Source organism: Mesorhizobium sp. AD1-1, from assembly GCF_020164655.1.
GTDB classification, from domain to species: Bacteria; Pseudomonadota; Alphaproteobacteria; order Rhizobiales; family Rhizobiaceae; genus Mesorhizobium; species Mesorhizobium ciceri.
This window is the reverse complement of record NZ_JAIUGP010000010.1, coordinates 21239-35288: the sequence shown is the minus strand read 5'-3', so window position 1 is coordinate 35288 and position 14050 is coordinate 21239. Positions and strand designations below refer to the sequence as shown.

General features: G+C 61.8%; 11 protein-coding genes. 4 read left to right on the top strand and 7 right to left on the bottom strand.

Annotated features, from left to right (window positions below):
- The first annotated feature begins 3 nt into the window (after positions 1–3).
- Positions 4–1074 carry a M48 family metallopeptidase gene (locus tag LB519_RS19140; RefSeq protein ID WP_224620876.1) on the top strand — a complete coding sequence of 357 codons (1071 nt, stop codon included), beginning with the start codon at positions 4–6 and terminating at the stop codon, positions 1072–1074.
- 32 nt (positions 1075–1106) lie between these two features.
- Here LB519_RS19140 and LB519_RS19135 read toward each other — a convergent pair whose 3' ends face one another.
- Both LB519_RS19135 and LB519_RS19130 read right to left on the bottom strand, forming a co-directional pair.
- Positions 1107–3107: a hypothetical protein gene (locus LB519_RS19135; RefSeq protein WP_224620875.1), complete on the bottom strand. Its 2001-nt coding sequence runs from the start codon at positions 3105–3107 to the stop codon at positions 1107–1109.
- Complete coding sequence (locus LB519_RS19130; protein ID WP_224620874.1) at positions 3104–4648, bottom strand: NAD(P)H-hydrate dehydratase; 1545 nt, start codon at positions 4646–4648, stop codon at positions 3104–3106. The genes LB519_RS19135 and LB519_RS19130 overlap by 4 nt, the downstream gene beginning before the upstream one ends.
- 358 nt (positions 4649–5006) lie before the next feature.
- Between LB519_RS19130 and LB519_RS19125 the strand changes: the two genes are divergently transcribed.
- Positions 5007–5345: a P-II family nitrogen regulator gene (locus tag LB519_RS19125; protein ID WP_006205430.1), complete on the top strand. Its 339-nt coding sequence runs from the start codon at positions 5007–5009 to the stop codon at positions 5343–5345.
- A gap of 65 nt (positions 5346–5410) precedes the next feature.
- On the top strand, positions 5411–6820 hold the full coding sequence (gene glnA / locus LB519_RS19120) for a type I glutamate--ammonia ligase (protein ID WP_013531452.1): 1410 nt from the start codon (positions 5411–5413) through the stop codon (positions 6818–6820).
- 738 nt (positions 6821–7558) lie between these two features.
- Here the strand turns inward: glnA and LB519_RS19115 are convergent.
- Entirely contained in the window at positions 7559–8599 is a 1041-nt protein-coding gene (locus tag LB519_RS19115; RefSeq protein ID WP_013531450.1) for a glutamine synthetase beta-grasp domain-containing protein, read from the bottom strand.
- A gap of 316 nt (positions 8600–8915) precedes the next feature.
- Between LB519_RS19115 and LB519_RS19110 the strand changes: the two genes are divergently transcribed.
- Complete coding sequence (locus LB519_RS19110) at positions 8916–9113, top strand: DUF2735 domain-containing protein (RefSeq protein WP_063168063.1); 198 nt, start codon at positions 8916–8918, stop codon at positions 9111–9113.
- Between the two features lie 96 nt (positions 9114–9209).
- Here the strand turns inward: LB519_RS19110 and LB519_RS19105 are convergent, their stop codons facing one another.
- The 4 genes from LB519_RS19105 to LB519_RS19090 all read right to left on the bottom strand — a co-directional run bounded on the left by LB519_RS19105 (position 9210) and on the right by LB519_RS19090 (position 13990).
- Positions 9210–11099 (bottom strand): MFS transporter, encoded by a 1890-nt coding sequence (locus LB519_RS19105; protein WP_013531448.1) that lies wholly within the window; start codon positions 11097–11099, stop codon positions 9210–9212.
- A 190-nt stretch (positions 11100–11289) separates the two neighbouring features.
- Positions 11290–12078, bottom strand: coding sequence for an ATP12 family chaperone protein (locus LB519_RS19100; protein ID WP_027163359.1), 789 nt, complete (start codon positions 12076–12078; stop codon positions 11290–11292).
- 11 nt (positions 12079–12089) lie between these two features.
- Complete coding sequence (locus LB519_RS19095; protein WP_024505073.1) at positions 12090–13007, bottom strand: DMT family transporter; 918 nt, start codon at positions 13005–13007, stop codon at positions 12090–12092.
- Between the two features lie 2 nt (positions 13008–13009).
- Complete coding sequence (locus tag LB519_RS19090) at positions 13010–13990, bottom strand: RluA family pseudouridine synthase (RefSeq protein ID WP_224620873.1); 981 nt, start codon at positions 13988–13990, stop codon at positions 13010–13012.
- Positions 13991–14050 lie beyond the last annotated feature (60 nt).

Sequence of the window (14050 nt, the reverse complement as noted above, 5' to 3'; positions counted from 1 at the left end):
CTGATGTCGCGCTTGATCCTCTATTCGGGAACGCGCTTTGGCAGATTTGCCATCCTGCTTTTTGCTCTCCCGCTGTTCTGCCCGGTGCTGCTGTGGCTGGTGTTGCTTGATCGGCACCCGCTCGCGGTCATCGCGGGCGGTATTGTCGCCATACCGGCTGCAATGTTGGCTTTCGTTTTGTTGATCGGGATGCTCTTTGCCGGCTTTCGACGCAGCAAGGTGGAAGGCATGTCTCGCAATTCGGCTCCCCAGTTATGGGCCGTGTGGGAAAGCATTGCGGGCAAGCACCGCGCCAGCCGAACCACGATCGTGCTGAGCGACAGCCTTAACGCCAGCATAGGGGAAGAGCGTCCATTTCTCGGTCTGCTCGGCCGTCGGGCGGTCTTGACCGTAGGCATTCCATTGCTCGCGGTGACCGACGACAAGGCCTTCGCCGCGATTCTGGCTCACGAAGATGCACATTTAAAGAACAAGGATACGAACGGCGGGCCCAATCTTGCCGAACTCGACAAAAGCTTCGACTTGATCTTCGACTACGCTCCCCCAGGAAAGACCGTTTCCGGAAGCCTGTTCTACATGCTGCTGGGTCCGCTCTCTCAGTCACTGGAACGCGAAGAGATACGATTGTCGCGACGAGCAGAAATCGATGCCGATCTCCATGCGGCAAAGTCAGGCGATTCTCACGAAGCAGCGCGCGCGCTGCTCTTGATCGCCGCTGCCGATGCATTTTTCAATGATAGAGTTTACACACCGCTCAAGCGTGAACTGCTTGGCATGATGGTCCCGCCTCATCCGCCGCTTCAACGGGTTCTGATGGCCGCCAATGAGCTATTGAGCCACCCCATCCTGCAAGAATATGCGCAAAAGGCCTGGGATGCCCCCGATGACGAAAAGGCAGACCATCCACCATGGTCGGAACGTCTGGCTGCGCTTGGATACAACTCGGCTCCCACAATAGAACCGGTTTCGATTTCTGCCCTGTCGAGCCTGCTGAGCAGTGAAATTGTTGTGGAGCGGGTCCATCATTTCGATAGCGAGTGGACGTCGAAAATCGCCGCCTATCTCGATCGGTAGGTGCCGCCCGGAATTGCTGCCAAAGCTGTAGCTCACTCCTCTTCCGCCGCGCCGAACCCCGCCCCCATGGTGGCGCGGACGGGACTGACCCATGGCGTTGCGTGATTGTCGATGCGCATCTGGAAGATGAAATAGGTCGGCGAGCAGAAGCCGATGCCTCTGACCTTGCCGATGCCCGGCGTGTCCGGCGGCAGCGATTGGCACATATAGTCCTCGCGGCAGAAATGATCGGCCGAACAGGCCGGCCGGTTGCCGCGATTGACGGCGCCGCCAAGGCATTGGTCGAAATTGTTGGTGGCCACGCAGATGTCGAATTTCTTGCCGCCGACCAGCCCGCAAATCTCGTTCGGCATCGGCTTGCCGGCTTTGAAGGCCGCGAAGGAGCGGTCCTTGTCGTCGCAGCCGCGATAGGCGATGCCGCCAGGCACGCCGATCTTCGGCGGTCGGCAGGTGTAGGCGGTACGGGAAATGTCCGAGGCGAAGGCCGCGAACTGGCCCGATTTGCTGTAGCGGTCGTTGAAAGGCTGCGCCGCATTGCTGGCGATCGAGCCGGTCAGGCAGGGATGACCGGAAAACAGTTTTTCGCTGTCTTTGGGCAGCAGGCATTGCGCCAGTTTCGTGTGCACGCCCGAAGCGGTGGCCAGCGGCGTGCAGACGGTGCCGCCGCCGCATTGCCAGGTCGCGCCGAACCGCGCGGCATCTTCCGGCATCAGGCACGGCATGGCCATCTCGGCCGGCGCGTAGTCGACCGCGGCGTCCGTCCAGGCTGCCGGCGGCGCAAAGGAGAGCGGACGGAAGCGGTTCGGCTCCCTGCCCTCAGCTGTAGCGCGCAGCCAGGCCTGGCGGCGCGGGATCTCGGCATGAAGATGCGGCGAAATCCCGACCTCGATGCGGTTCAACGGCGATGTCGTCTCGTCGTCAAGGCCGATGAAATGGAAGCCGGCAGTAGAGCCGGCCTGATGGCAACCTTGGCAGGCGCCATTGTCCAGCCGCTCGACCAGCGCTTCCGGCGTGCGCACCAGTTTCAGCGTGGAATAATCGAGCGGTGCGAATTCCTTGGGCTGGAACAATTGCGTAAACGGATGATTGGCCTGCCGCGCGCTGCCGAAGGTCGACCATGAGATGATCTTTCTGGCCAGGAACTCGTCGGGAATCTCATAGACGCCTTCGTCAAACGCCGGCAAATTGGCGCCGACATAGACGGCGAGCCGTGCCTTCAGCGCCGCATCCTGCGAAAGCCGTGCGGTGTCGGGCGTGTTGTCCAGCGGTTTTTCGCTGATATCGGCGCCATCGATGCCGAATATCCGCATGAGATAGGCCGCTTGGCCACCGAACTCGGTTTCCTGGCCGGAGGGGAAGCGCACCACCTGTGCGTTGAGCTCCAGCTGCTTGAAGGTGAGCCCAGCTCTCTCCAGCGGCCCGCCGGTCAGCCAGCCGGCATCGACGCTCTCGTCAAGCTGGGGCGTCCAGCGCCCGGCAACACCGACGCAGCCGCCATCGGCGTCGGGGGCGGCGCTGTAGACGGCATTGAAATTGAATGGCAGGCGCGACGCCAGCAGCTTGCCGTTTTTGCGAAAGCTGTAGGCCAGGCGGTAGATGAAGCGCACCTCGCCGCAGCTCCTGTCGCCTTGCAGCACCGCGAAGTCGCGACGATCGAGCCGGTTGATGACGCCGACCAGCCGGAAGCGCGCGGCGTCGGTCTTCAGCCAGCGCATGTCCATGATGCGGCCGACATTGCCGTCGGTGACTTCGTAGAGCGTCCGGCCGCCGGCTTTCATATCGGCACGAAGTGCTGCAACATCGGAGGCAACCGTTTCGACGATGGCGTGAAAGGCCGGCGCCTCGTCGTAAAGCGTCTTCAGACCGCCCTCGCCGTCGACCCCGAAAACATCGGCGAAACCGAAACCCCTGGCATCGAGTGCGGCGAGCACCGCCGGATCGTCGACGATCGTCACAGGACCTTCGGCGCGCGCAGTCGGCACCATCAAGACGACGATGAGGGTGGCAAACAACAGAGCGAGCGCGCGGCTCATTGGGCAGCCGTGCGCGCGTCGAAGAGGTCGCGCAACACCGGCACCAGTGCCAACGGCAGGTCCTCGGCGATCAGACCGGGTCCGAACCGGCTGCCGGCCTCAGCATGCAACCACACCGCCGCGCAGGTGCCCTCGAAGGGCGGCATGCCTTGCGCCAGCAAACCGGCAATGATGCCCGACAGCACATCGCCTGACCCGGCTGTGGCCAGCCACGGTGCACCGTTGGAGTTGATCGCCGCTTTGCCATCGGGCGCTGCTATGACCGTGTCGGCGCCCTTGTAGACGATGACGGCGTTGGCCCGCGCGGCGGCCGTTCGCGTCTTGTCCAATTTCGACATGGTTTTGTCCCCGGCGATATCAGGGAACAGGCGGCCGAATTCTCCCTCATGCGGCGTTATCACCAGGGCTGGAGCATTCGGCTGACGGGCGGCTTCGAACAGTGCCGAGGGCTGGTGAGCCAGAGAGGTGATGGCGTCGGCATCAAGAACCATCGCACTGGCGTGGTTCGCGGTCGCCTCGTCGCGTGCTTCCTCCTCCAAAGCCTTGATCAGCTGCAGGGCGAAATCGCCCACCTTGGGCTTTGGCCCGAGCCCCGGTCCGAACACCAGCGCTTCGGGATGCCGCGCCGTCAAGAATTCCTGCACCTCCTCGAGCGAACCCGCCTCGCGCAGCATGATCGAGGTCAGGTGTGTCGCGTTCACCTGCATGGCATTGCCAGGCGACAGCACGGTGACCGCCCCTGCCCCGCTTCTGGCGGCGGCCAGCGCCGACAGCCGCGCCGCGCCCGTAGCACTTGGGCCGCCGGAAAAGACGCCGACATGGCCGCGCTTGTATTTGTGCGCATCCATCGCCGGCACGGGAAATTCCTGCAACCACAGGCCGGGCGCATTCTCGAAGGTCGAAACGGCGAGTTGGGCGATGATGCCGTCGCCGATGCCGATATCGGCGAGCACGATCTCACCGCATTGCCCGCGCCCCGGCAGCAGCAGGTGGCCAGGCTTTTTCCGCGCGAAGGTGATGGTGACCTCGGCACGAAACGCCCTGCCCAATATGTCACCGCTCCTTCCAGAGACGCCGGACGGCAGGTCGACCGCGACCACGGGCAGGCTCAGGGCTGTCACTGTATCGATGGCTTTCGCGGCGTCGCCGGACAGCGGCTTCGACAGCCCCGCCCCATAGAGCGCGTCGATCACGATCGAGCCAGGCTTGGCGTCAAAGTCAGACAGCGGCCGGGGCTTGATCGGGCATTCCGCGGCGGCGAGCGCCGCATCGCTTTTCGGCCTCGGCGCGCCGGATGCCCAGACCGATGTGCCGACGCCGCTGCCGGCCAAGATGCGGGCAACGACATAACCATCGCCGCCATTGTTGCCGGGCCCGCACAGCACATGGATGTGCTTTGCCGAGGGGTAGCGCTTGAGAACCTCGGCCGCGACCGCTCCACCAGCGCGCCGCATCAGGCCGATGCCGTCGGCTGGGCCGGCGGCAATCGTCAGCCGATCAGCCTCGCTCATTTCGGCCGGGGAAAGAAGTTCGTTGCTCATGGATTGCCGATCCGCATGCGATCAAGCATTGTCCGATTTCGATCCTAAGCAAACAAGGGGGAGTTGCCGAGATCTGCAGCCATAACGTTGGCACGAAAGCATCGCGGGCAGAAAATTGCCTGGGGGATAGGCAATATGCCCGATTTTTGTGCGGACGTGGGTGCTGGCGCTGTGTAGGCTCTGGCAGTCCATGCTGCTTCCGGTGCAGCGAATGACGCGAATTTGCATCCCGGTGCGGCGCGGCTTTGAAATCTTATGAGACCGCTTAGAATCCGCTGAATTGGCACAGTTCGTGCTTGATGGAGGCGCAAGCGGGGGGTCACAACCCGTTTTTTTGGCAGTGGAGGCCACTTTTTACATGAAAAAGATCGAAGCGATCATCAAGCCATTCAAGCTCGACGAAGTGAAGGAAGCGCTTCAGGAGGCCGGACTGCAAGGCATCACCGTCACCGAAGCAAAAGGCTTCGGTCGTCAGAAGGGTCACACCGAACTCTACCGCGGCGCCGAATATGTCGTCGATTTCCTGCCCAAGGTGAAGATCGAGGTCGTGCTTGGCGACGACGCGGTCGAAGGTGCGATCGAGGCCATCCGCAAGGCGGCCCAGACCGGTCGTATCGGCGACGGCAAGATCTTCGTTTCCAATATCGAGGAAGTCGTGCGTATACGCACCGGCGAAACGGGCATGGACGCGGTCTGACCGACCGCGCCATCCTCCCGAAAAACGTCATCATCAAAAAAAGTCATCACACAGGGATACATGACATGACGACAGCCAAAGACATCATGAAGCAGATCAAGGACAACGACGTGAAATTCGTCGACCTGCGCTTCACGGACCCGAAGGGCAAGCTGCAGCACGTGACGATGGATGTCATCGAGGTCGAGGAAGACATGTTCGCCGATGGCGTGATGTTCGACGGCTCGTCGATTGCCGGCTGGAAGGCCATCAACGAGTCCGACATGGTGCTGATGCCCGATCCGGAAACGGTCCACATGGACCCGTTTTTCGCGCAGTCGACCATGGTCATCCTGTGCGACATCCTCGATCCGGTTTCGGGTGAATCCTACAACCGCGATCCGCGCGGTACGGCCAAGAAGGCCGAGGCCTACATGAAGGCCGAAGGCATCGGCGACACCATCTTTGTCGGCCCGGAAGCCGAATTCTTCGTGTTCGACGATGTGAAGTACAAGGCGGATCCCTACAACACCGGATTCAAGCTCGACTCCACGGAATTGCCGTCGAACGACGACACCGATTATGAGACCGGCAATCTCGGCCACCGTCCGCGCATCAAGGGCGGCTACTTCCCGGTGCCGCCGATCGACAGCGCGCAGGACATGCGCTCGGAAATGCTGACCGTGCTCGCCGAGATGGGCGTGCGCGTCGAAAAGCATCACCATGAGGTGGCGGCGGCTCAGCACGAACTCGGCATCAAGTTCGACGCGCTGGTGCGCAACGCCGACAAAATGCTGATCTACAAGTATGTCGTCCACCAGGTCGCCAACGCCTACGGCAAGACGGCAACCTTCATGCCGAAGCCGATCTTCGGCGACAACGGCTCGGGCATGCACGTCCACATGTCGATCTGGAAGAACGGCAAGCCGACCTTCGCCGGCAATGAATACGCCGGTCTGTCGGAAAGCTGCCTGTTCTTCATCGGCGGCGTCATCAAGCATGCCAAGGCGATCAACGCCTTCACCAACCCGCTGACCAATTCCTACAAGCGCCTGGTGCCGGGTTACGAAGCGCCGGTTCTGCTCGCCTATTCGGCGCGCAACCGCTCGGCTTCCTGCCGTATCCCGTTCGGCTCGTCGCCGAAGGCCAAGCGCGTCGAGGTCCGCTTCCCCGATCCGGGCGCGAACCCCTACCTCGCCTTCTCAGCGCTGCTGATGGCCGGCCTCGACGGCATAAAGAACAAGATCCATCCCGGCCAGCCGATGGACAAGGATCTCTACGACCTGCCGCCGAAGGAGCTGAAGAAGATCCCGACCGTCTGCGGCTCGCTGCGTGAAGCCCTGCAGAGCCTCGACAAGGACCGCGGCTTCCTGAAAGCCGGCGGCGTCTTCGACGACGACCAGATCGACAGCTATATCGAGCTGAAGATGGCCGAAGTGATGCGCTTCGAAATGACCCCGCATCCGGTCGAGTACGACATGTACTACTCCGTCTGAGATTCAATCTCGGTCCAAGATTAGCTATAATGCTCAAGCCCTTGAAAGACGTCCCTCTTTCAAGGGCTTTTTGCTGCGCTCCAATAGGATTGCCAGCCGACCGGCATGCCTCGCCTGCACGGCAGCCGCGCATGGACAGCCGTATCCGCCTTTCGTCTTCGACGATCATAGGATGCCCGGATTCTTGGACCTACGGTCCATCGGAGCGGCCGGCTTTTGAGCGCGTCGCTTCAATCACAACTCGGCGGTGTTCAGTAAATGATCAAGGGAGGCGGTTCGGCCGCCAACGTCGGAGCCAGGAGCGAGCGGAGCACTGTCTCAGGCTACAGTGACCGCTCGTCCGGCGCCCACGCCAATGCCGCCGTTCAAGAAAACCCCGCCCGTCCGAACAGCATTGCGTGACGTAACCCCAAGGCCAGCGAATACGCATGCCGTAGCGTGATCTGTCAACGCCGCCAGCCGGGTGGCGAATGACCGATTCCGTTGTATGAACAGATGCTTATGGAAGATCCATCGCCCCGGACAAGGGCTGGAAAAAGGCGGTTTTCCGGGCTTTCTGGCGAGTGATCGCCGCAGACCCGCACGGCTGCGGCCGGAACTCACGGGCGATTAGCGACCGCCGGAACTGCCTGACTTTTTCTGGGTATGTTTTACCGGGAATGCAGTCCGCCGGGTAACGGCCAAAAAAGAACCCCGGCGCGAAACGCCGGGGTCCTCTTGTCATACAGTCCGAAACACTTACGCGGCGGCTGAAACCTGAGCGCTTGCCGGAACCGAGGCGATCGTCTTCAGGATTTGCGAGGCGATCTGGTAGGGGTCGCCCTGCGAGTTCGGACGGCGGTCTTCCAGATAACCCTTATAGTCGCTCTTGATGAAGGAATGCGGCACGCGGATCGAGGCGCCACGGTCGGCAATGCCATAGCTGAACCGGTTCCACGGCGCGGTCTCGTGCTTGCCGGTCAAACGCTTGTCGTTGTCCGGGCCGTAGACGGCGATGTGATCCATCAGGTTCTTGTCGAAGGCCGCCATCAGCGCTTCGAAATAGGCTTTGCCGCCGACTTCGCGCATATAGGCGGTCGAGAAGTTGGCGTGCATGCCAGAGCCGTTCCAGTCGGTGTCTCCGAGCGGCTTGCAGTGGTATTCGATGTCGATGCCGTATTTCTCGGTCAGGCGCTGCAGGAGGTAGCGGGCCATCCACATCTGGTCGGCGGCCTTCTTGGAGCCCTTGCCGAAAATCTGGAATTCCCATTGGCCTTTGGCCACTTCGGCGTTGATGCCTTCGTGGTTGATGCCGGCGGCGAGGCAGAGGTCGAGATGCTCCTCGACGATCTGACGCGCGACGGAGCCGACATTGGAATAGCCGACGCCGGTGTAGTACGGGCCCTGGGGTGCGGGATAGCCGCTCTCGGGGAAGCCGAGCGGGCGACCGTCCTTGTAGAAGAAATATTCCTGCTCGAAGCCGAACCAGGCGCCCTCGTCATCGAGGATGGTGGCGCGCTTGTTTGAGGCATGCGGCGTGACACCATCGGGCATCATGACTTCGCACATGACCAGCACGCCGTTGGTGCGGGCGGGATCCGGATAGACCGCAACCGGCTTCAGCACGCAATCGGAGCTGTGCCCTTCGGCCTGCTGGGTCGAGGAACCATCGAAGCCCCACAGCGGCAGCTGCTCGAGTTCAGGGAATTCGGCGAATTCCTTGATCTGCGTCTTGCCGCGAAGGTTGGGGACCGGGGTATATCCATCGAGCCAGATATACTCGAGCTTGTATTTCGTCATTCTAGCCTCTCGTTGCTTGATCACCGAACACTGAACGGCGTCGACATGCGTCTGCCGTCAGCAGCTGGCCTGCCGCACACTTAAAATGCAATTCGTGTGCCATTCTTGGTCCGGAGGGTGCGACAAAATTGACGCGGCATCCACCGGAAGTCGGTGAGCCGCCTAAGCAATGCGCCCGGATCCATCACGGTCCTTATTTGCACAAATAGTGTGCAAATGCTGATCTTTTCATAGGCATATTGCCTAACTTGATTGCAGACCTTATCTTCGGGCCAAGTTGAATCGAAAAGGTTCGGCGGAAGAAAGGAACCCGGCAATGGAAGTCATTTCCACACGACCGTCGGCCAAAATTTTGATGTTCCCGGCGGCAGCACGCCTCTCTGCCTCAAATTTGAGCGGAAAGGCTAAGTTTGCGGCAGAGCTTGCCTCGCTGCGTGGTGCCCGCGCGGATTTCGGCGACGGCTGGTACCATGAGGCAGCCATCGAGGAAGAGGCCCGGGGCCGCAAGAGCTGACACAAAGGGCAGCAGCCCTCGCCAACGAATTGGCCTGAAAAGAAAAAGCCCGGCGCGATCGTTCGCGCCGGGCTTTCTTTTGAACGCTGGGGCTGCCTACTCCTTGGCGTGCAGGTCGGTGCCGAGCGTATCCTTGACGAAGATCATGCCGATGACCAGCGTTATAGCCGCGATCACCACCGGGTACCAAAGGCCATAGTAGATGTCGCCTTTGTAGGCGCTGAGCGCGAACACGGTTGCCGGCAGCAGTCCACCGAACCAGCCATTGCCGATGTGATAGGGCAGCGACATGCCGGTGTAGCGAATGCGGGTCGGGAACATCTCGACCAGGATCGCCGCGATCGGCCCGTAGACCATGGTCACGAACAGCACCAGGATGAACAGGATGCCGATCGTCATTGGCCAGTTCACTGCTGCAGGATCGGCGAACATGGCGAACGCGCCGCCGCCTGGAATGTTGTAGACGGTGACTTCGGGTGCGCCCGCTGCCTCATCGGTGGTCAGCAGCTTGTCCTTGACCGCCTGGTCGATCGGCACCGTCGCCTTTTCACCGGCACGGATGGCAGCGGCGTCCAGCTTCAGTTCCGGGTTGGCGGCAACAAACGCATCGAGCTTCTGGTCCGCAACCTTGGCTGCCGCGCGCTTCAGCGGATAGCCGCCGTCCTGCAGCGACATATTGACGGCCTTGATGAAGGCCGCTTCCTTGGCCTTGGCCTGATCACCGGCGGCGATGGCGTCATAGGACTCGACCGTCTCATTGCCGATTTTGACAGATGCGGGTGTGCCGGCGGCAGCCGTCGACACCACGTCATAGGGAACCGAGTTCTTGGTCAAGAACGAAGTCGCGATATCGCAGGATGTCGTGAACTTCGCCGTGCCAACCGGATTGAACTGGAACTTGCAGTCGCCCGGCGCCGCGGTCACCGTCGCCCTGGTGTTCTGCTGCGCCGTGGCGAGTGCCGGATTGGCAGCCCATGTCAGTGCCTTGAACAGCGGGAAGGTGCAGACAATCGCCAGCGCAAGGCCCGCCATGATGATCGGCTTGCGGCCGATCTTGTCGGAGAGCCAGCCGAAGACGACGAAGAAGATCGAACCGACCGCCAGGGCGACCGCGATCATGATGTTGACCGACTGCGCGTCGACCTTGAGCACGTTGGTCAAGAAGAACAGCGCGTAGAACTGGCCATTGTACCAGACCACGGCCTGACCGGCGGTGAGGCCGAGCAGCGCCAGCAGTGCAATCTTGGCGTTCTTCCATTGGCCGAAGGCTTCCGTCAGCGGCGCCTTGGAGCCCTTGCCCTCATCTTTCATGCGCTGGAAGGTCGGGGATTCGGAAAGCGAAAGCCGGATCCAGATCGAGATGCCGAGCAGCAGGAAAGACACGATGAACGGAATACGCCAGCCCCAGGCAGCATAGTTTTCCTTGCTCAATGAAGCCTGTACGATCAGGATCACAACCAGCGATAGGAACAGGCCGAGCGTCGCGGTGGTCTGGATCCACGAGGTGTAGTAGCCGCGCCGGTTGTCCGGCGCATGTTCGGCGACGTAAGTGGCCGCGCCGCCATATTCGCCACCCAGAGCCAGGCCCTGCAGCATGCGCAGGATGATCAGGATCACGGGAGCGGCGATGCCCAAAGTGGCATAGCCGGGCAGCAAGCCGACCAGGAAGGTCGATAGGCCCATGATCGTCATGGTGACAAGAAAAGTATATTTACGGCCGACAAGGTCACCGATGCGGCCGAACAGCAGTGCGCCGAACGGGCGCACAAGGAAGCCTGCGGCGAAAGCCAACAGCGCGAAAATGTTGCGGGTCGCTTCCGGAATGGCTGGGCTGAAAAAGGTCGAACCGATGAACACCGCCAGCGAGCCATAAAGATAGAAATCATACCATTCGAAAACGGTGCCGAGCGAGGAAGCGAAGATGACTTTCTTCTCTTCCCGCGTCATGCCGCGGCTTGTTCCGCCGGCGGTCGATGCTATTGCCATTGCGTTATCCTCCCGTGAGACCCGTTCTCAATGCTGCGCGACACTGTCCGCGTTCTCCTCCGAGCACGGACTCAACGACAGCCATCGGGGAAAAATGACAGAAAGCGCCCGCCAAAGGCAGCGCGTCTTTGGGATTATGACTTTGGTATTAGGTGCGCTGCGGGATGAAACCGGGCGAGTTGGGAAACCCCTAGCCCTTGAGCGCTTGCAGCAGGCCGGCGGCAGCCATCATGTCGCGCTTGCGAGCCGCGCGGCGGGCAACGGCCTCCGCATCCTGCCCCCAATGCTCGATCTGCCAGTCCTCGTCGACATGAGCAGCGGCCCAGGCAGCCTCAGCGTCGATCTCGCCGAAATCGACAGCCAGCGCCAGCAGCGCCGAACCGGTCAGCGACGTCATCACATGAATGGCGGCGAGCCGCAGCGGCTCGGCGCGCTGGGCAAGATGGCTGCCCAGCACGGCGATGGTCTCGCGCGGCTGTTCGACATGGATGATGCCCTCGGCCAGATTGAAACGTGCTCCGAGTGTCCTCGCCCAGTCGATCACCGGATCCCAATGCTGATTCTGCCGCTCCACCAGCCCTTGCGGTGCGTCGGCGCGATAGCAGGTGAGATCGGATGAGGCAAAGCGCAGGATATCCTCCAGCACCGCCTGCGGGTCGCTGGCAACGCCATCGATGGCCGTGTTGACGAGGCGCATCACGGGCATCTTCACCGGATCGATGGTCTCGCTTTGGGCGGCGAACTCGTCGGCGACGAGCGCGGCTGCTGCCTCGGTCGGCAGCACCAGCAGCGCCTTGCCCGGCGTCCGCACCGGCTTGCCGTCGAGATGCACGGCAAAGCCATTGTCGACAGGTGCCACAGAGGCGGCCTTGTAGAAGCGCTTGGGCAGAGGCGTCTTCATCTGGATCTGGGCGCGGCGCACAGGATCCGGGTCGGAGAGATACTTGCCCGCTTCGAGGTCGTTGAGGATGTCACGCATGAAGGTCTCTCTTACACCGGCGTCAGCTTGCGCGCCGGCCGGTTGACGATGATCAGGCCGGCGGCAATCAGGCCAAGTGCCAGGAAAATGCGCATGGTCAGCGGCTCATTCAAGAACATGGCTCCGCACAGCACGCCGAAAACCGGCGACAGGAAGGTGAAACTGGACAAGCCTGACGCCGGATAGCGCCGCAGCAGCCAGAACCACAGCACATAGGTGAAGGCGACGATGTAGACCGCCTGGAAAAGCAGCGCCAAGGTCGGCAGCACGGTCGGGTCGCGAACGGGCGGGCCGGCGAGAGGCAGCACCAATACGCCTACGATCGCTGCCCCGGCGAGCTGGTAAAGCAGCAGCTTCTCGGCGCTCGCCTCGACCAGCTTCGACCGCTTGATGAGGATGTTGGTCAAAGCCCAGAAGAATCCGGAGCCAAGGCTCAGCAGATCGCCGAACAGCATGTCTCCGCCGCCGCCAAGCTTGTCGGAAAACACCGCGGCAAGGCCGGCAAAGGCCAGCAGCAGGCCAAGGAATTTTCTCAACGTGATCTGCTCGCCGAGCAGGAAATGGCCGCCGAGCAGCATCCAGAACGGCATGGTGTTGACCAGCAGCGTGTTGCGGGCAACGGTCGTATGCTCCAGGCCGACATAAAGGCAAAGGAACTCGATGCCGAAAAGCGCGCCAACCACGATGCCGGCGAGCAAGGTCCCGTCGCGCGTGAAAAGCGCGATGCCGCGCCACCGGCACCAGGCAAAGACACACATGCCGCCGATGATCGAGCGCGCGATCGACAGGAAAACCGGATCATAGCCAGCGTAGGAGATCTTGGCGGCGACGTAATTCAGCCCCCAGGAAAAGGTCAGCCCGACCATGATCGCGGCGGCGGCCAGGTCGACCGTGTCGCGCCGGTCGAGCGCGTCGGTGGCGCCGCTCACGATCAGTCCTCCGCGCTGGCGTCGTCGAAGCCGATCAGGTTCCAGCTCTGGCTCATATGCGGTGGCATTGGCGCCGTGACATCGATGACGCCCTTGTCGGGATGCGGAATGATGATGCGGCGGGCGTGCAGATGCAGGCGGTTTTGAATGCCCCCGGGAAAGTCCCAGTTGGTGTCGGCCTCGAAATATTTCGGATCGCCCAGGATCGGGCAGCCGATGTAGGCGGCATGGACGCGAAGCTGGTGGGTGCGGCCCGTATAGGGCTCCATTTCAAGCCAGGTCATCGTCTGCGCCGCCTGCTCGATGATGCGGTAGTAGGACACAGCGTGGTCGGCGCCCTTTTCGCCATGCGCGGCGACCCGCACGCGGTCACCGTCCGGCGTCGGCTCCTTGATCAGCCAGGTCGAGATCTTGTCCTCGCGTTTGGGCGGCACGCCCTTGACCAGCGCCCAATAGGTCTTCTTGGTCTCGCGGGCGCGAAACGCTTCCGAGAGCTTCATGGCGGCCAGTCGGGTGCGGGCGACGACCAGCACGCCCGAAGTGTCGCGGTCGAGCCTGTGAACCAGTCTGGGCTTCTCGCCCTTCTGGTTGCGCCAGGCCTCCAGCATGTCGTCGACATTGCGGGTGACGCCCGAGCCGCCCTGCACCGCAAGGCCCGCCGGCTTGTTGAAGACGAAAACCTTAGGGTCTTCATGGATCAGCATTTTCGACAGGACATCGGCATCGCCCTGGTTGCGGATCGAGTGGCCGGTCAGCGCACTCTCGCCCTTCTTGTCAACCTCGAGCGGTGGGACGCGAACCATCTGGCCGGGCTCGACACGGGTGTCGGCCTTGACCCGGCCGCCGTCGACACGGATCTGGCCGGAGCGCAGAAGCTTCTGCAAATGGCCGAAACCAAGGCCCGGGAAATGGGTCTTGAACCAGCGGTCGAGCCGCATGCCCGCCTCGCCGGCTTCCACCGTGATCTGTTCAACGCCTGCCATGTTTTTTGTCGCTTATCCGTTTCCCGAGCGAAGCTCGGCCTGTTCTTGGCGCGGCAATAG